The 19,687-nt window shown below is 31.6% G+C and carries 16 protein-coding genes; 5 read left to right on the forward strand and 11 right to left on the reverse strand.

Annotation, left to right across the window (positions count from 1 at the left end; translation table 11 throughout):
- Window positions 1-417: 417 nt before the first annotated feature.
- The 8 genes from nadE to RWL85_RS06420 all read right to left on the reverse strand — a co-directional run bounded on the left by nadE (window position 418) and on the right by RWL85_RS06420 (window position 10,198).
- Window positions 418-1,239: an ammonia-dependent NAD(+) synthetase gene (gene nadE / locus RWL85_RS06385; protein ID WP_314086208.1), complete on the reverse strand. Its 822-nt coding sequence runs from the start codon at window positions 1,237-1,239 to the stop codon at window positions 418-420.
- A 12-nt stretch (window positions 1,240-1,251) separates the two neighbouring features.
- Window positions 1,252-2,694 carry a nicotinate phosphoribosyltransferase gene (locus RWL85_RS06390; protein ID WP_314086211.1) on the reverse strand — a complete coding sequence of 481 codons (1,443 nt, stop codon included), beginning with the start codon at window positions 2,692-2,694 and terminating at the stop codon, window positions 1,252-1,254.
- A gap of 257 nt (window positions 2,695-2,951) precedes the next feature.
- Window positions 2,952-3,587, reverse strand: a complete 636-nt coding sequence (locus tag RWL85_RS06395) for a septum formation initiator family protein (RefSeq protein WP_314086213.1) — start codon at window positions 3,585-3,587, stop codon at window positions 2,952-2,954.
- Window positions 3,562-3,849: an RNA-binding S4 domain-containing protein gene (locus RWL85_RS06400; protein ID WP_314086215.1), complete on the reverse strand. Its 288-nt coding sequence runs from the start codon at window positions 3,847-3,849 to the stop codon at window positions 3,562-3,564. Before RWL85_RS06400 ends, RWL85_RS06395 begins: the two co-directional genes overlap by 26 nt.
- Window positions 3,850-4,030: 181 nt before the next feature.
- Window positions 4,031-5,260: an aminopeptidase gene (locus RWL85_RS06405; protein WP_314086217.1), complete on the reverse strand. Its 1,230-nt coding sequence runs from the start codon at window positions 5,258-5,260 to the stop codon at window positions 4,031-4,033.
- A gap of 281 nt (window positions 5,261-5,541) precedes the next feature.
- On the reverse strand, window positions 5,542-7,335 hold the full coding sequence (locus tag RWL85_RS06410) for an aminopeptidase P family N-terminal domain-containing protein (RefSeq protein WP_314086219.1): 1,794 nt from the start codon (window positions 7,333-7,335) through the stop codon (window positions 5,542-5,544).
- A 245-nt stretch (window positions 7,336-7,580) separates the two neighbouring features.
- Window positions 7,581-8,543, reverse strand: a complete 963-nt coding sequence (gene pip, locus RWL85_RS06415) for a prolyl aminopeptidase (RefSeq protein ID WP_314086221.1) — start codon at window positions 8,541-8,543, stop codon at window positions 7,581-7,583.
- Between the two features lie 272 nt (window positions 8,544-8,815).
- Window positions 8,816-10,198: a peptide MFS transporter gene (locus RWL85_RS06420; RefSeq protein ID WP_314086223.1), complete on the reverse strand. Its 1,383-nt coding sequence runs from the start codon at window positions 10,196-10,198 to the stop codon at window positions 8,816-8,818.
- Window positions 10,199-10,379: 181 nt separating this feature from the next.
- Here RWL85_RS06420 and RWL85_RS06425 point away from each other — a divergent pair, with 181 nt between their 5' ends.
- Window positions 10,380-11,459: a Xaa-Pro peptidase family protein gene (locus tag RWL85_RS06425; RefSeq protein WP_314086225.1), complete on the forward strand. Its 1,080-nt coding sequence runs from the start codon at window positions 10,380-10,382 to the stop codon at window positions 11,457-11,459.
- Window positions 11,460-11,569: 110 nt separating this feature from the next.
- On the opposite strand, the gene RWL85_RS06430 is transcribed toward RWL85_RS06425, so the two are convergent.
- Together RWL85_RS06430 and RWL85_RS06435 are read right to left on the reverse strand one after the other, a co-directional pair.
- On the reverse strand, window positions 11,570-12,496 hold the full coding sequence (locus RWL85_RS06430) for an alpha/beta fold hydrolase (protein ID WP_314086227.1): 927 nt from the start codon (window positions 12,494-12,496) through the stop codon (window positions 11,570-11,572).
- 117 nt (window positions 12,497-12,613) lie between these two features.
- A complete protein-coding gene (locus RWL85_RS06435) occupies window positions 12,614-13,759 on the reverse strand; it encodes an aminoacetone oxidase family FAD-binding enzyme (RefSeq protein WP_314086229.1) in 1,146 nt (381 codons plus the stop codon).
- Between the two features lie 236 nt (window positions 13,760-13,995).
- Between RWL85_RS06435 and RWL85_RS06440 the strand changes: the two genes are divergently transcribed.
- Window positions 13,996-15,195 carry a hypothetical protein gene (locus RWL85_RS06440; RefSeq protein ID WP_314086232.1) on the forward strand — a complete coding sequence of 400 codons (1,200 nt, stop codon included), beginning with the start codon at window positions 13,996-13,998 and terminating at the stop codon, window positions 15,193-15,195.
- A 2-nt stretch (window positions 15,196-15,197) separates the two neighbouring features.
- Entirely contained in the window at window positions 15,198-15,485 is a 288-nt protein-coding gene (locus RWL85_RS06445; RefSeq protein WP_314086235.1) for a YutD-like domain-containing protein, read from the forward strand.
- Window positions 15,486-15,556: 71 nt separating this feature from the next.
- On the opposite strand, the gene RWL85_RS06450 is transcribed toward RWL85_RS06445, so the two are convergent.
- Window positions 15,557-16,573 carry a lactonase family protein gene (locus tag RWL85_RS06450; RefSeq protein ID WP_314086238.1) on the reverse strand — a complete coding sequence of 339 codons (1,017 nt, stop codon included), beginning with the start codon at window positions 16,571-16,573 and terminating at the stop codon, window positions 15,557-15,559.
- Window positions 16,574-16,876: 303 nt separating this feature from the next.
- Between RWL85_RS06450 and guaA the strand changes: the two genes are divergently transcribed.
- Window positions 16,877-18,421: a glutamine-hydrolyzing GMP synthase gene (guaA, locus tag RWL85_RS06455; protein WP_314086241.1), complete on the forward strand. Its 1,545-nt coding sequence runs from the start codon at window positions 16,877-16,879 to the stop codon at window positions 18,419-18,421.
- A gap of 226 nt (window positions 18,422-18,647) precedes the next feature.
- On the forward strand, window positions 18,648-19,118 hold the full coding sequence (locus RWL85_RS06460; RefSeq protein ID WP_314086243.1) for a GNAT family N-acetyltransferase: 471 nt from the start codon (window positions 18,648-18,650) through the stop codon (window positions 19,116-19,118).
- Window positions 19,119-19,687: the final 569 nt, after the last annotated feature.

Genomic DNA, 19,687 nt, shown 5'->3' on the forward strand with positions numbered 1-19,687 from the left:
TTCAATAAGTTTTTGTCAATAAGTTTTTTATATTTTTTAAAAATCTTTTTAAACGATTACTTCTTTGAAATAATTAACATTGTCTTTTCTAAAGACTTTTTAAGTTTACCATTTCTTTTTTATTTTGTCAAGAGTTTTTAATAATTTCTTAACATTCGTAATTTTGAAATGTTTTATTGTTCGTCTTCTATCAGAAGACTTTTACTATTCTAACATTAAGTATTAATTATGTCAAGTTCTTTTTTAAAACTTTTTTTGTTAATAGTTAACATAGCTATCGTCTTCCAAGACTTCTACTATTCTATCATCAAGCTATAATTATGTCAACATAACTTCAACTTTTCTCTTCAATTTTTTTATATCCGCATAGTATAAGAGGATACTACCCTATGTTAGCATCCTCTTTTTTAGTTTCTTCTATATATTGTAAAAATTAAAAACGGTAACCGGTAAATTTCTTTTATGCTCTGAACGCAGATAATGCGCTTCTATTTTTTCTCTTATCTCATCAGTAACTTTTTTACCTTCTAAATAATCATCTATATTATCATATGTTACTCCTAATGCTACTTCATCTTCTAATGCTGGTCTCTCTTCTTCTAGATCTGCAGTTGGTTTTTTCATATATAGATGTTCTGGACAACCTAAGAATTTCAATAATGCTTTACCTTGACGTTTATTCAATCTAAATAAAGGCATAATATCTGCACCACCATCTCCATACTTTGTAAAGAATCCAGTTATCGCTTCTGCAGCGTGATCAGTACCAACTACTATTCCTTTATTCATAGTCGCTATTGAGTACTGAGCTTTCATTCTTTCTCGGGCTTTTTCGTTACCTTTAGCAAAATCTGTAATTTCTACGCCCGCTAATTTTAATGATTCCACGCTCGCATCCACCGCTTCTTTTATATTCACTGTAAACACTTTATCTGGATTAATAAATTCTAATGCATCATTACAATCCGCTTCATCAAACTGCTCCCCATAAGGCAATCTTACAGCAATAAATTTATAATTTTCTTTCGTTTCAGACTTCAATTCATCAATAGCCATTTGGCATAACTTTCCGCACAGCGTAGAATCTTGCCCTCCTGATATTCCTAATACTAAACTTTTAATGAATGAATTTTTTTTAATATAATCTTTTAAAAAGTTTATTGTTAAACGAATTTCTTCATCAACGTTTATCTCAGCTTTACATCTTAATTTTTTTATTACTTCTTGTTGTAATGTCATATATTCACCTATTTAATTCGACTTTTTCGTTACTCTTTTCAATATAGAATTTCTATTTTCCCAACATTTTGAACTTAAATCTACAGGATAAAATTCAGGATTTAATAAGCGTAAATATTCATTCCACAGCAATTTTTTATTTTTCTTAAAATATTGAGCACTTTCTTGAACAGTAGGAACTTCATACACCTGTACCCCGTTTACAAATATATCTGTATGCAAGTCACGAGCCTCAAAATTCCTAACTTCTTTTTCTAAATAAGTATGAGTTGGGTGGAATAATTTTATACTAACTTCAGCACTTACATCCTCATTTTCTAAAGCTATATAATCACCAGCAGCCATTCCTGTATCCTTATTTATTATTCTATATACTCTTTTTATCCCAGGAATAGTTAGTTTTGCAGGATTTTCAGAGACCTTCAATCTATCTACCATATTTCCATTATCATCTTCTAAACATGCTAACTTGTATACCGCTCCTAGCGCCGGATTGTCATAGGCTGTAATCAACTTAGTCCCAACACCCCACGCATCAATTTTTGCACCTTGTTGTTTCAAGTGAGTAATCGTATCTTCATCTAAGTCATTAGAAGCTACTATCTTGGCATCCGGATAACCTGCTGCATCCAACATTTTTCTAGCTTCCTTTGAAAGATATGCTATATCTCCCGAATCCAATCTAATTCCTAAAAAGTTAATTTCATCTTTTAGTTCATTTGCCACTTCTATAGCTGTAGGAATACCCGAACGTAATGTATCATATGTATCAACTAAAAAGTAACAATCCTTATGTGCAGCTGCATATTTTTTAAATGCAATTTTCTCATCCTCATAAGCCTGAACAAATGAATGAGCATGTGTTCCACTACATGGAATATTAAATAGTTTTGCTGCTTTCACGTTACTTGTTGCATTAAAACCACCTATAATAGAAGCACGAGTTCCCCATATTGCCGCATCAAATTCATGAGCACGACGAGTACCAAATTCCATACAAACTTCATCTGGGCATAAATGTTTAATTCGAGCCGCTTTTGTAGCTATTAAAATTTGATAATTTACCACATTCAAAATTGCTGTTTCCATTATTTGAGCTTGTATAAGAGGAGCTTCGATTCTTAATAAAGGCTCATTCCCAAAAACAATTTCACCCTCTTTAACAGACCTTATATTACCAGTGAATTTCATATCACTTAAATAATTTAGATAATCTTCCTCATATCCTAATTGACGTAAAAAGTCTATATCAGACTCAGTAAATCTAAATGAATTTACATAATCTATAATTTTAGCTAGTCCAGCGAATACAGCATACCCGCCTCCAAAAGGGATTTTTCTGAAATAAACATCAAAATACGACTTTCTTTCGTGTATTCCATCCTTAAAGTAAGCATATCCCATATTTATTTGGTAAAGATCAGTATGCAGTGCATCACCTAGATATTTATTCATAATTTCCTCCGAGTTATATCTACGATAAATTTATTACTTACTATATTAACATTTTACAATCTTTTTAACAAATATTTATACTTAAATTTAACATTAAAAATTATAATTCATACAACATAAATCTATACAAACACTGTTAAATCAACCATTCCGTGAATTAATCACCAAAAGTATTTTTTATAATACCCTTATTGCAACACTACTTAGAAAATTTTATTGATTAAAAGTTAACATATAAAAAAAGAAGTAACCTAGGACTATCCTCTATTACTTCTTTGATTATTAGTGTTTGAATTTGTATTATCAGTTACTCTTTGACTTTTATTATCATCTTGCTTATTATCTTCATCTTTTTCTGAAGTATTATCACTAGTTTTTTTATCGCTAGCTTTTTTATCTGTTGATGCATCTTTAGTTTTATCAGATTCTTTTTTAGAAGTTGATTTTTTATTATCTTTTTTCGCCAATTCAGGTATCTTACTATCGTCAATTCTACCATTATTATCATCTGATTTCTCTAATTTACCTTCCATAATTGATTTTATGGTAGTTTGAAGAAAATTCTCTTGTAATGGTATATTGAAAATCACCTCTCCCTGATAGCTCAGTCCATATTCTTGCCTTACTAAATCAGTGATAAAATACGGATCTCTAAGCTTATCTATAACTAGTTCATTAACTTTATTTTCCTTATCCAAATTCTCAATCATTTGATTTTGTTCTGCCAATTGTGCATTAATTTGTTTTTTATCTCGAATATATAAAAATGTTTGCAACAATGTAATAGTCAATGCGAAAGTCATAATTGCTAAGATAATAAATTTACGACGTTTTCTATATTTTGCTTTTGCTTTTAGTACGTCTTTTTTAAATTGACTGTTCTGTTCTCTCATTTTCTACTTCTCTTATTTTTTCCGATAAAATCTTGAACATTTTTGTTGCATCTTCTTTTTTCGTGCTATCTTTAAGTTCTAAAACTTCATATACTACTTCTTTTTTTGCAAAATAAATAGTAATTTTATCTCCTACTTTTAGAGCACTTGAGGGTTTTGCTTTTTTTCCATTAATTGCAATATGCCCTTCAGATGATACTTCATTCGCAACTGTTCTTCTTTTTATAATTCTTGAAACTTTTAAAAATTTATCCAAACGCATTTAATCACCTCTAAATGTTAGTACAATCTATTATCACATATTTATTTATTTTTCGCAAATAATAGCCATATATTTTAAAAAAATACCTCTAGACACATTAGAAAAATGGAAGTGATACAGCAAAATCGATTTTCCGAAATCAAGATTTTTGAATCACTCCCATACTAACTAAAAATTATCTTTAAGCCCAATTTCCATCTTTAAAAATTGCCACTTCTTTTCCATCGACTGTATATCCAGTAATATTAGTTGTTGCTTCTCCAATCATGAAATCAACATGAACTAGACTGTCATTAGCTCCAACCTCAGCTAATTGTTCATCACTCATCTCCGGTCCACCTTTTACACATGTTGGATATGCTTTCCCAAGAGCAATATGGCATGCGGCATTTTCATCAAATAGCGTTTCTAAGAATAAGATTTTCGTATTAGAAATTGGTGAATCAAATGGCACTAAAGCCATTTCCCCAATCTTTCTAGAACCTTCATCTGTCTCTAATAGATTTTTTAGAACATCATACCCACGTTCCGCTCCAAAATCAACCACCTTACCATTTTCAAATTTTAGCCAGAAGTTATCTATTAACACTCCACTATAATTTAAAGGTTTAGCATTGTAAACTATACCATTAGTTTGATCTTTATGAGGCATTGTAAAAACTTCCTCAGTTGGAATATTAGCCACAAAACGACCTGCTTTTTTCGCATAACTACCCGCACTTTGCCATATATGATCTTTTGGTAAACCAACATATAAATCAGTTCCAAGATCATTTGTAATATGAAGTTTTACTAGCTCATTTTCATGTAAGAATTTAGCTTTTTCATCTAATACTTTTATATGTTCTTCCCACTCAGCAATAGGATCATCTCCAGTAGAGCGGCAAGCACTTAGTATATGATTCCAAAGTTTTAAATATGCTTCTTCATCACTTAATTCAGGAAATAGTCTTTTCGCCCAACCCACTGTAGAAGAACTAACTACACACCATGGACATTCATCACTCATTATCGATTTCATATAATTACGCATCGCTTTTGAGCGCCCAACCATCGATGCTTTTAATTTTGCACTATCAACACCTGCTAAACCGTCTGGATCATCGCCAATTATAGATAAGAACGCAGCGCCTTCATCTAACTCTGCTTGATATTGATCAATATACCATTGCCCTACCGTACTTAGATTTTCTTCTGTTTGATAATTCAAATTTAACTTCGTAAGTTCTTGATCACGCCATTCTACAGTTACTCTTTTCGCTCCTAATTCATAACAAGCTTCTACAACTTTCACTACAAATTCTCGTGTTTCTGTACTCGCACGAACTAGTACCGGTTGATCTTTTTGAACATTTAATCCTACTTTAGCTATAAGCTGCGCATATTTTTTTAATTGTGTATTTAAATCCATATGATTCTCCTCAATTTTTCCATTAATCTACGACATAAAAAATTATTAATTCACTTAATTAAATCGTCTGTCTTTTATTATATCACTTTTTAAAAAGATTATTAGTAAAAGGGAGCGACTCAGAAATCATGATTTCAAAGAAATCGATTCTGTAGAATCACTCCCTCAAAGTTTATTAAATATCTAAGAAGCTTTTATAAAGAGAATTTAGACATCAATATAACACCAGGTCAAACCTTTTTTTTAAATTTAGACCATTTGCAAAACCGCTTCTCTATAAATTATACTTCTCTAGTAGCTTGTTTTAACCACTCTAGTTCTTCCCCTCCAAAGTGTGGTGCTAATACTTCAAAAACTTTTTTATGGTAGTTATTTAACTCATATTTATCTTCACTCGTAAGAAGAGATACATCTATCGCTTCTAAATCCCAAGGTACAAAAGTCATAACTTCAAATTCCATAAATTGACCATATTCATTTTTTACAGTATTTCTAATGATAAGCTCATTTTCCAGACGAATACCATGTGACCCTGAAATATATAATCCCGGCTCATTAGTCATTGTCATACCATCTTTAAATGGTTCAGCAGCACGATAAATCCCCCAGTGAATACCTTGAGGTCCTTCATGAATGTTACCTAAATAACCCACTCCATGTCCTGTTCCGTGATTAAAGTTTTCATAATTATACATTAACGGAGCACGAGCAAATAAGTCGACATTTGCACCAGACATTCCTTCTAAGAATTTTAATCTAGATAGACGCAAATGACATTGAAGCACTCTAGTATAGTCACGTTTTAACTTGTCACTAACTTCACCCATTGCAGTTGTACGAGTGATGTCAGTTGATCCTTCCTCATAATGTGCACCTGTATCAGTTAAGAAAAATGTTCCTGTACGTAGTGGAATAGATGTTTCTTTTGAAGAAGAATAGTGAATAATTGCACCATTTTCGGCATGTCCACAAATAGGAGCAAAACTTGGACAAATGTAGCCACCTTGTTCTTTTCTAAATTCCACTAGTTTATCAGATGCAGAAAGTTCATCCTCTTGTTCACTTATACCTTGTTTAACTAATTGTTTTAACCAATAAATAAATTTAGTATGAGCAATACCATCTTTGACATGAGCATGAATTGTATGTTTAAGCTCGACTTCATTTTTTATTGCTTTCATAAGAATTGTAGGATTTCTTCGTTCTACAAGTGTAATTTCTTTTGGAATATTGTTAAATACTGCATAGTTTAGACAACCTGGGTCAACTAAAACTACATCATTTCTAGAGAATTTTTTCACATCTGCATATACATCATTATAAGGTTTAATAGTTACATGATTTTCTGCTAAGTGTTGTTTTATTTCATCAGAGAATTTTCTTTTATCAACATATAAATCCACTTTATCTTCATAAACAACAGCATAGCTAAGTAGTAATGGGAAGAAATCCACATCCATACCACGAATATTTAGCAACCAACCAATATCATCAAGAGTCGTAATGACATGAATGTTAGCACCTACTTCATGCATTTCTTTACGCACCCTTTCTAGTTTACTAGCAACAGATTCTCCTGCTCTTTCTAGATTTAAGTAAAATGCAGGCGCTTCAGATAGGGATGGACGATCTGTCCAAATCTCATCTACTAAATCCACTTCATATTTTACCGTAGCATTTTTACGTTTTAATCTAGTTGCTAAATCTTTTCCTTCACCGAAAGTTACAACACGCCCATCAAAACCTAAAACTCCATTTTCTGGCGTATTTTCAACAATAAACTCCGCAATAGTCGGAACTCCCGGCTCTCTCATTTTCTGTAATTCAATACCAGATCCTTCTAGCTGTTGAGCTCCTTGCAAGAAGTATCTACCATCAGTCCATAAACCAGCAAAGTCTTTAGTAACAACTAAAGTTCCTGCAGAACCTGTAAATCCACTCATAAACGCACGAGCTTTAAAATGTTCTCCTACATATTCACTATTATGAAAGTCAGCAGTTGGAACCATGTATACATCGATATCATTTTTTTCCATTAACACTCTTAATTGAGCAATTCTTTCTTTTACTGTCATCTTCCTTACTCCTTTATAATTTATTTTCTAAATCTACTTTCTTTTACAATTAAGCGGAAAAATTCTTTGTTAATTTACAGTTAATTAATAAAAGTTAGTACACTTACTATTTTAACACATAACACTATGCTTTTCACCAATATGACAAAATATATAAAATTTTTTTCAAAATACTAAAAATAACGTTATTATAAAGACAAAGACTACAGCAACAATATCGCTATAGCCTTTCTTCTAAATATTACTTATTTTAATAGTTCTTTGAAATAATCAGTTGATTTTACTAAAGAATCAATAATTGCAGGCTCACCTGAAGAGTGACCAGCCACAACAATATCTAATTTACAGTTATTTAATTTTTTACTTAATTCGTAAGCACCTATTGCTCGACAGTCAACATCGAAACGACCATGAGCAATAGTAGTAGGGATATCCTTAATTACATCTATATTACTTAAAATCCAATCATCATCATCCCAGAACATATTATTCATCCAGAAGTGGCATTCAATTGTCGCCATAGAGATTGCATAATTAATCTCACCAAAGCTTTGCTCTAAGTTAGGATCCGGATGTAATGTCACAAGACTACCTTCCCACATACTCCATTCTTTGGCAGCAACTTCTCTCGTTTGTCTATCTTCACTTGTAAGACGTTTATAATATGCTCTAATCATATCATGACGTTCTTCTTTTGGAATAATACTCTCATATCTTTCAAACGATTCAGGATGGATATTGCTAGCTCCTCCTTTTTCATAGATCCATAAAATATCCTCTCTACGTCCTAGGAATATACCACGTAAAACTAATCCAAGAACACGTTCAGGATGTTTAATGGCGTAACAAAGAGATAAAGTAGAACCCCAACTTCCACCGAATACTAACCATTTTTCAATGTTTAGATCTTCTCTTATTTTTTCCATGTCCTCTATGATATGCCAAGTATCATTATTTTCTAAACATGCATGTGGAGTAGATTTTCCACTTCCTCGTTGATCAAATAGAATTATACGATAGAATTCAGGATCGAAATATTGTCTACAACTTGGAGCTGTTCCGCATCCAGGACCCCCATGTAAAAATACTACCGGTACCCCTTGAGGATTCCCACTTTCCTCATAATAAATCGTATGAGTATCATCAACCTTTAACATTTTAGAGAAATTCTCTTTAATAGCAGGATATAACGTTCTTAACTCTGCCATACTAGCACCTCCTATTGTGCATTTTTTATTACACTTTAATTTTATCATAAAATCAATATTTTTTCATTATTAATAAAAAATAAAATTTTATATTTTATATATTATAAAAATAAGATATTTTTTACATATATACTACTGCTATTTATAATTAAAATATTTCACATAATATTATAAAAAACTCAATATTATCATTATATTTTAACAACTGCTTATTTGTTTTTATACAAAAATAATAAGTAGGAATTTACATCCCCACTTATTATTTAATATTTTTATTCTTCTACTAGTGTTTCACCTTCACGTAATTCAACAAGCGAAGCAAGTTTTTTCTCGAAAATAAATACTAATGCTGCTACTACTACACAGACAACACCAATCCCTATAGATAATGTAATAATTGGAACTTCTGCTACTGCTGCATATAGAAGACCATATCCTTTAGCAGCACCGAATGTTGCAACAATCCAAACAGCCATCATGATTGATAAGATGTGTTTTGGCGCATATTTAGATACGAATGATGGTCCAAGTGGAGAGAAGAACATCTCAGCTACACTCAGAACAATAAAGAATAATACAACCCAAAGAATACTAGCTTTTTGAGTTTCAGGTGCTCCTACACCACGACTTACTTCTGTTAATGCTAGAACACCAAACGTTGCTCCAAGAAGGAATAACGCGATTGATGCTTTTTTGTATAAACTCCAGTCTCCTTGCGGACGGTTAGCAAGTTTATACCATAAAGCCCCTAAGATAGGACCTAAAATAATACATCCTAAACCATTAAGAGAATCTAACCAAGAAGTTGGAACTGTAAATGTACCTAATTTATCATCAACAAATTTTGGCATGTAATCATATAAGATTACGTAAGTTAAATACCAGAATGTCCAGAAGATAACTGATAGTAATGAAATGATTACTATAGAATATACACGACGAACTTCATATTTTTCTAATGAACGATTTACTTTAACTTTAGTTTCGTGTTTTTCTTCACCTTCAGCAAATGGACGTTTACCTACTTCTCCTAAAGACTTATAACCTAAAACAAACCAAATAGCCCCAAAGATACAAAGCAATCCAGCTATTTTGAAACATTGCAGATATCCGTTTGAACTTGCTGTAGCAAGTTTAACATATAAAAGCCCAACTGCTGTAGTACCAACGAAAGATCCCATGTTAATAAATGAATACATTGTTGAGAAAGCATCGTCTTTACGTTTTTGATCCCCCTCAAAAATTCGCCCTACTACCGCTTGAAGGTTTCCTTTGAAAAATCCAGTTCCAATTGAAACTAAAATAATCATTACCCACAATGAAGTATATGAACCTACAAAACCTGCATAACCATAACCTAATCCCATTAATGTAAGACCTACTGGAATCAGATATCTAGCCCCCATCAACTTATCCGCGATAAAACCTAATAATACTGGCGCAAGATAAGTGAATGCTACTAAGTTCGACTGCATCGCAGCACCTTCAACTTTCCCTAGTCCAAGACCACTTTCGCCCATTCCTCCAGAAATCACAGCTGCTGTAACATAAATGATAATCAGCCATTTAGAAGAATAGTAAGCACAACGCTCTATTCCGAACGTGATTGAACTCATATAAAAACCCCACGGTTTATGTTTAACCGTTTCTGACATAAAAACCCCTTCTTTCTTTAGTGGATAACCACTTTTTTTCTTTATTATATCACAACATATTTTATCATTCAACTATTTTCTCGAAAACGATACAAGTATTTATTTATCACTATTGAAATTAGTTATTCTAAGTGTTATAATTATATTAAAGTTCATAATATTTTTAAAGGAGTTGTATAATATGAAACTTTCAAGAACTAATAAAATTTTATCTAAAATGAAAGAACAAGGTATCAATCAAGCACTTATTAGCGATCCTTATTCAATCTTCTATTTAACAGGGCACCTAGAGCATCCCGGTGAAAGATTTTACGCAGTACTTCTTGATGAAAATGGTAATCACAAACTATTCATCAACGCTTTATTCCCATTAGAAAAAGATCTTGGATTAGAAAAAGTTGTGTATTCTGATACTGATAAACCATTAGAAACTCTAGCTAAAGCTATTCCAAATGGTGCAGTAGTCGGTATTGACAAAGTTCTTCCTGCAAGATTCTTATTACCTCTTATGGAATATCTACCAGAAAGCAAATTCGTTGATGTATCACAAATAGTTGACCGTGTTCGTATGATTAAAGACGAAGAAGAACGTGAACTTATGCGCCGTGCTTCTCTTCTAAACGATGAAGCTTGTCAACGAGTTATCAACAGTATTGCTGCTGAAAAATCTGAAAAAGATATTGTTAAAGACTTACTAGCTATCCACGAAGATTTAGGAGTTGAAGGTCTATCATTTGATCCAATCATCGGATACGGAGCAAATGGAGCTAATCCTCACGGAACAGTAGGAGACAGATATCTAAAACCAGGCGATTCTATCATTATCGATATGGGTGGAATTAAAGACAATTACTGTTCTGATATGACTCGTACAGTATTTTGGAAACAACCAAGTGAAAAAGCTCGCGAAGTATTTGAAACAGTATTAGAAGCTCAAAAACGCGGTGTAGCTCTTGTTAAACCAGGTGTTAGATTCTGCGATATCGATGCAGCTTGTCGTGACTACATTACAGAAAAAGGATATGGTGAATTCTTTACTCACCGTACAGGTCACCACATCGGACTTGAATGCCACGAATACGGGGATATTTCTAGTGTAAATGAAACTAAATGTGAACCAGGTATGATTTTCTCAATTGAACCAGGTATCTATCTTCCAGGTGAATTCGGTGTTCGTATTGAAGATCTTGTTCTTGTGACAGAAGACGGATGTGAAGTTCTAAACAAACTTAACAAAGAATTAGTTGTTGTAGGGGAATAACTAATAGTAATCTAATAGTCATAAATAAATCTCAAAAAAATTATTTAAATTGAGTATTTCATAAAAAGAAAAAAGACGATTGACATTTATTTCAATCGTCTTCTCCTTTATTATTCAAAATTTTTCTTTAAAAATTCACCTACAATATTCCAATATTGATCTCTGAATTTTCTTTCAGCTTGAACGTGTTTCATACCTGGGAAACTGTGAAATTCTTTTTTAGAATTTATTAAATCATAAGCAGCTTTCCCATGTTCAATCGGTACAAAACCATCTTCTTCCCCGTGTAATACTAATGCAGGAAGTTTAGTTTCTTTTAAAGCTTTTGTTGCATCTACATCACCAAAGAAATATCCAGCTCTTATCTTCGTCACCGTATTTGCCGCCGGAATTACAGGGAAACTCGGTAAATTAAATAATTTTTTCAACTGATATGTGAATTCTACTTTTAAATTCACATAACCACTATCTTCAATAAAAGTTTTTACGTTAGATGGTAAATCCTTACCTACTGCGTTCATTACTGTAGCTGCCCCCATGCTGATTCCGAATAATGCAGTATCAGCATTATTATTTTCTGATGATATTTTCTTTACCCAATTAACTAAATCATCAGAGTCGTAACCACCCATAGAAATAAACTCACCTTCACTATTACCGTGAGCTATTAAATCTGGTGCGAAAACACTATAACCCATATCATAGAATTTTTTGATATAATTAACCATTTTCTTAGCATCACTAGTGTATCCATGAACTACAAATATCCATTTTTTAGCGTCTGGATTAACAAATTTATATCCTACAAGTTTATTTTTAGTAACAGACTCCATCTCAACAGTTTGCTTCGTTTCATCAAACCATTTGTTTAAAGCTGTTTTATCCTCTTTACTTCCATCACTATCTTGATTTACGATAGCACTCTTATCAACCTTCGGATTCAATCCAAAGTTATAAAAATAGTTTCCAATAAAACCAAATGCAACAACCACTATAATCAGCAGTGTCGTTAGTATTTTTTTAAAATGTTTTTTCACTTTTCTTTACCTTTCATCTTTAAATTCAATAAAACTATTATACTATCACTTTGAATAAAAGTAAACAAAAAATAACACTAATAGAGATTTTGTATATCCCTTTTAGTGCTATCCTTCTTATTCTATTCCATATTTTTCTTTTATAGCGTCAGCTACAACCATACCTGTAAACCATGCAACCATTAAATTATAGCCGCCAATTTCTCCATGTAAGTCTAAAATCTCTCCTGCAAAGTACAAATTCTCTATTTTTTTATGACTACATGTTTTTGGACTTACTACCTTAAGATCTACTCCACCAGCAGTAGTAAATGCATGTTCTAGCGGCATAGTTTTTACATTTGTTAATTCATAACGTTTAATTTTCGTTACAAACTTCCTCAATTCTTTTTTACTTACATTTTCCGGGAAATGATTTTCTATCATAAAATTATAAAAGCTTTTTGGTAATTTCCCATTTAAAAATTTATTATCTTCCCAAAGTTTAGAAAATAATTCCTCTTCATTCAATTCAGGATAGAAATCTAGATAAAATTTATCCTCTGGATAACGTGCTACAAACTCTCCCATAGAAATTGATAGCGGACCACTTAAACCTTTGTGAGTGAATAATAAATCTCCATTTCTTTCATTTTTCTTATGGAACATTCTAACATTTTGTAAAGCTACACCTGATAGCTCTCTGAAGTCATCAAAAACTAGCGCAACTTCACTAGGATATATTTTAGTAATTTTTACTCCATGCTTCTTTAGAATCTTATGTAACGAACCGTCACTCCCACTTTGCGGATATGTCTTTCCACCTGCACAGACTACAATATTTCTTCCATAGTAAGTATCTACATTTGTTTTTACCCCTACTAACTTTTCATCTTCAAATATCAAGTCTTCTACTTTTTCTTTATAGTTTATCTTTGCATGATCTATTTTAAATGCATTTACTACATCTCTAGCCTTTTCACTAGCAGGATATAACCTTCTATTTTCTTGTTTTAATTTTAAATTATGCTTATCAAAAAATTTCTTAACATTATATTTGTGATAAGCAGTTCTCAAAAATCTTCCATTGTGAACTGCAGCTACAAAATCTTCAGCGTTATCACTACTCATAACATTACAACGACCATTCCCTGTTAAAAGTAATTTTATCCCTGCTCTTCTATTTTGCTCGAGAACCAGAACTTTTAAACCACTATCATTCAGTCTATCAGCTATCATAAGCCCTGCACTACCAAGACCTATTACAATTACATCATATTTCATTTCAAGTCTCAACTTTCTCTTATTTTAATCAAATATCACTTAATTATACCATTTTATCTATTACTTTCAAATTTTTGAATGTTCTTCAATATTTTTGAAAATGTATCTACTTCTTATTGGAATTTTTCCTTATTTTGTAATATACTAGAAAGTATATGTTTAAGTTAAATCTTTTATAAATTTATAATAATGAAAGATTCTAACTTGAACAACTTCGAAATAAAGGATTTTAAATAATGAAACTAAAAAAAATTAGTATTTTGATTTTACTTCTTATATTTCTAATTCCAAACTTTTCAAAAGCTGATGATACATTTTTAGATAACAATGCAGTTACAAACTTCAGCGATGTTAATGCTCATCTTGTTGTTTCGGAATTAAATACAGGTAAAATCATTTCTAAACGCGGAGAAAATAAAAAAGTATCTGTAGGCAAACTACCAAACTATCTTGCACTTTACCTACTTGCTGATAATTTAAAAAATAATAAAATAACATTAGAAACACAACTTACAATTGCATCTAATGATGAAATCTTATCAAAATACAAATATGAGTCATCAATCACTGTCAAAGATGCAATATTCTTATTAGAAAATGAGAATTCTAATAGTTTAAATCAGACTGTTTTCAACCATTTTAATGTAAACCTTGAAAAAGCTAAAGACATACTAGGGGCTATGTCTCTTCATGATACACAATTAGAATCATTGGATAATAGCGAAAAAAATACTAGTACTGCGAAAAATATTTCTTTCCTTACTAGTTTAATACTAAAAAGTTATCCTAAGATTACAGAAATAACAAAAAATCCAGAATTTACTCTATCTACTGGAGAATTAATCAAGAATACTGTTGAATTTAAGGAGTCTGATAAATTTAGAGTTCTTGGACTCGATTATTCTGATAAGAATAGTATAACTTACGCATATAGTGGTAATACAAAATTAATCATCACTGTGTTAAATCAAAACGACGATAAGACATCATATTTTGAAAAACTTCAAAAAACTTATGATTACTTATTTACAAACTATAATTATAAACTTGCACTTAAAGCGGGGACTTATACAATCAACAGCGAACGTATCACTTTTGAAAATGATATTTACGATTTATTTTATGAAAAACACTCAATAAGAGATGTAACGTACTTGCTTATGAATAAAAAAATTCTTCTTTTCCAAAAATATGAAACAATATCTGCTAATGAAGGGACTGTCTTTGCCGACTTTAAATCTAATGATTCAGCAGGAAAACTTGCAAAAGTTAAAGCAACTTTCATTAATGACGATAACTTTAACAATAAAGGAAATCTAGAAAAAACAACTATCATAATAGACCGCACCAAGTTCTTTGCTACTGGTGTATTAGCTATATATACTCTTGTTTTTGCTGCATTATACGTAATGAAACAAGCTATTAGAAAGGATTAACTATGGATCAAAATAATTTAGTCTTCGAAGTTGATGGTGCAATATATGAGCTTGTCTACAATTTCAAAGATGCATTTCAAAAAGAAACATTTGAAGAAAAATTAGTAGATGTACTAAAAAATAAACCCTACATAGTTGGAGATATTTCTCATGATAAACTACGACTAAGTGGATTTATTTTAACCAAAGATAACAATAACCCAAAAAATATCAACAACCTAGAAGATTATATACTAGAATATTGTAATTTTGGGGCACCATTTTTTGTTGTAAAAAAAAGAAATTCATAAAATTGAAACCTAAGATGAGATTATCTCACCTTAGGTTTCTTCTTATTTCTAAACTCAATAAAAGTATCTATTTAAATAAATTTAGCACAAACTGCCTCTGGTACAACTACCTCAGAAGCAACAACAGTTAGCTCTCCTGTTTTCTTATTAACTGTGTAAACTGTAATTGTCCCACTATTCTCATTTGTTGCTATAGCTAAGTTATTATCCTTTGATAAATCAAAATCTCTAGGACCTTCACCAAAAGTACTAACAGTTTGAACCATCTCTAGTCCTTTATCAGTATTTTCAAAGACAACAATTGCATCTTGTCCTCTATTTGAAACATAAATAAATCTATTGTCATTTGAAATTTTTATAGCACTACCTTTGTTTTCTAGTACAAAATCTTTTGGCAATGTAGGATAATATGTTGGATTTGTCAAATTCCCTTCTCCATCATAATCAAAAGCGATAATTTCACTAGTAAGCTCCGTCATAACAAAAGCTTGTTTCTCATCGCTACTAAACACTATATGACGAACCCCACTTCCATCTTTAACTTTAAAAGTAGCTACTTTTTCTAAAACCCCTGTATTAAGCTTATATGATGTAATCTCATCAGTTCCTAAATCACATGAGAAGACATATTTTTCACTTGGGGTAAATCCAGAAAAATGCACATGCGGTTTCTCTTGTCTTTCATGCACTCCATTTCCTTCATGATGGTCTGTTGATAAAAGTTTAATAAGCTCACCATTTTCAACAGAGTAACTATCAATTGTACCTAAATGATAGTTCGCTGATAATAAAATACTTTTATCAGAGTTTAAATCTACATAACAAGGAGGATTACCTTCCTGAGCTACAGATGTTAATTCTTTTAAAGTTTCATTTTCTTGAACGTTAAAGCTTGTAACAGCACCTTTTCCATCTACTCTTGATACACTATATAAATATTTATTATCATTAGACAATGCTAAATATGTTGGATTGTCAACTTTTGCTACATTTCTAACTTCTAGTACTTTTCCTTTTTCAGATAACTCAACTAAATATATTCCTTCGCTAGTTGCCTTGGTATATGTTCCAATATATGCTCTTACCATTATTTTTCCTCCTACTTTCTATAAACTTATTATAACATTTTCAAAAAAAATTTAATAAAATTTTCTCTCGCCTATAATTCGTATAAATCAAAATTATCGTTTTTTTTGAAAAGTTAAAATCTTATTTTACGAATTTTTTATCCTTTTCATAAAGTTAAAATTCGTCTTTAACCATTTTTTCGTTAGAAATTCGATGTTTTACAAAAAAAAATCACAAAAATTCTAACATTTAAGATTTTACATATCTTCGACTTCTTGATATAATAGTTTATATTAATAAAAGTATATTTTAGGAGGAAAACCGTGAAACACGAATTTATATTAGTTCTTGACTTCGGTAGTCAATATAACCAACTTATCACTCGTCGTGTACGTGAACTTGGTGTTTATTCTGAGCTACATGACAATGAAATTTCTATTGAAGAAATTAAAAAAATGAACCCTAAAGGAATTATCCTTTCAGGTGGACCTAACTCAGTATATGAAGAAAACTCTCTTACAATTGATGACGAGATTTTCAACCTAGGTATTCCTGTATTAGGAATTTGCTACGGAATGCAACTTATGCAACACAAACTAGGAGGAAAAGTTGAATCTGCTACAAGTAGAGAATACGGTGCTCACAATGTTGACGTAACTCCAGGAGCTAAACTATTCGAAGGTACTCCTGCTTCTCAACAAGTATTAATGAGTCACTCTGATAAAGTTGTTGAACTTGCTGATGGATTTAAAGTTGTAGCAACAAGTGACAACTGTCCTATCGCAGCTGCTGAAAACGTAGAAAAAGACTTCTACTGCTTCCAATTCCACCCAGAAGTACGTCACTCAGAATACGGTTATGACTTAATTAAAAACTTTATCCGCAACGTATGTAAATGTACTGAAAACTGGACTATCCAAAACTTTATCGATGAGAAAATTGAAGAAATTCGTGCGGAAGTTGGAGATCAAAAAGTTCTTTGTGCTCTTTCTGGTGGTGTAGATTCATCAGTTGTTGCAGCCCTACTAGATAAAGCAATTGGGGATCAACTAATCTGTATGTTTATCGACCACGGTTTACTTCGTAAAGGGGAAGCTGAAGCTGTAATGAACACATTCAGTAAAGAAATCGAAGGTGGTTTCAACATGAATCTAATCAAAGTCGATGCTAAAGACAAATTCCTTGGAAAACTTAAAGGTGTAAGTGATCCTGAGAAAAAACGTAAAATCATCGGAAATGAATTCGTTTATGTATTCGATGAAGAATGCGCTAAACTTCACGACGTGCCATTCTTAGCTCAAGGTACTCTTTATACTGACGTTATTGAATCTGGAACTAAGAATGCACAGACAATTAAATCACACCACAACGTAGGTGGATTACCAGAAGATATGCGTTTTTCTCTAATCGAACCACTTAACACTCTATTCAAAGATGAAGTTCGTGCATTAGGAGAAGCACTTGGTCTACCTCACGAAATCGTTTGGCGTCAACCATTCCCAGGACCAGGACTTGGTATTCGTGTTCTTGGAGAAGTAACAGAAGAAAAACTTCAAATCGTTCGTGATAGTGACTTCATCTTACGTGATGTTATTGCTAAACGTGGATTAGAAGGAGAAATCTGGCAATACTTCACATGTCTTCCTGATATTCGCTCAGTAGGGGTTATGGGAGATGTTCGTACTTACGATTACACTGTTGCAGTCCGTGCTGTAACAAGTATTGACGGTATGACAGCAAGCTGGGCTCATATTCCATTTGAAATACTTGAAGAAATCTCAGCTCGCATCGTAAACGAAGTTGCTCACGTTAACCGCGTAGTTTACGACATTACTAGTAAGCCACCAGCAACTATTGAGTGGGAGTAATGCGGTGTACATTTAAATTATTAGAAGTTTAACGACGACATAATTCTTAGGTACAGCGTATGCAACAAGAACTTTAATCTTAACGAACAAAGTGAGGAAAAGATTATTAGTTCTTGTTGCCCATATGTTAAAATATAAATATAAAAATAGGTAATCAAAAATAATACATTCAACACCTTATCTGTGTTATAATTAAATGAAATTATAATTTTAAGAGAAAAATAATATGGATTTAATAATTAAAAAAATAATAGACAAGAAAGAAAAAGAAATAATATCAAAAGAGGTCCTTTACGACCTTCCTGAATGGTTTGGTCTACCTGAAAGTACAAAAGAGTATATTAAAGATTCACAAGATAAACCGTTTTTGGCTTGCTATGCAGATGATGAAGTTGCAGGTTTTATCGTATTAAACGCAACAAGTAAGGATACTGCAGATATTTTTGTAATGGGTATAAAGAAAAAATTTCATAGAATGGGAATTGGAACAAAACTAAATACAGAATTTGAAAATATGGCAAAAAATCTTGGATATTCCTACTCACAGGTGAAAACTGTAAAAATGGGACACTACAAAGAATATGATATTACTAATGAATTCTATATCGCAATGGGATATAAAGAATTAGAATGTTTTCCTACCTTATGGGACGAATGGAATCCATGTCAAATATATATTAAATATTTAGGGGAATAATACTTCAATAATATTTTATTTATAAATAAAATATTTTAGTATCTAAAGCTCGATGAGTAAAAATAAAAGTAGTATATTCACAAAGAAACTTGATATAGTTTACTTTTAAAAACTAAATACAAGATAAATACAAATTTATATCCTGACATTTTCCCCACCAATAATTTTCGATGGGGGATTTTTATTAAAATCTTTGATTTCTTACCTTATATATGCTAAAATATAAATATATAAAGAGAGAGCCGTTTTAAAGACGGTGGCTCTGGTTTAGTTATTAACCTGCCAAAGTATAAAGATGGTTATTTTTTATTGTCTTTTTTAACGCTACAATACATGCACTAACTACTGAAACAATCAATAGATTTATTCCAATAATCGTCTGTACAATTACAATCTGACAAAATTATTGCAATTAAATTATGTTTATGATAAAATAAAATTATGAAAAGAGAGAGCCGTTTTAAAGACGGTGGCTCGTGAAATAGTTTTATATAACCATCTTACCTAGCCAAAGTGGTACTGCACCCAAAAAGTTGGACAAAATATTCAGTTATTTTTGTTTAGTATTT

Source organism: uncultured Gemella sp. (genome assembly GCF_963515875.1).
Classification (GTDB): Bacteria; Bacillota; Bacilli; order Staphylococcales; family Gemellaceae; genus Gemella.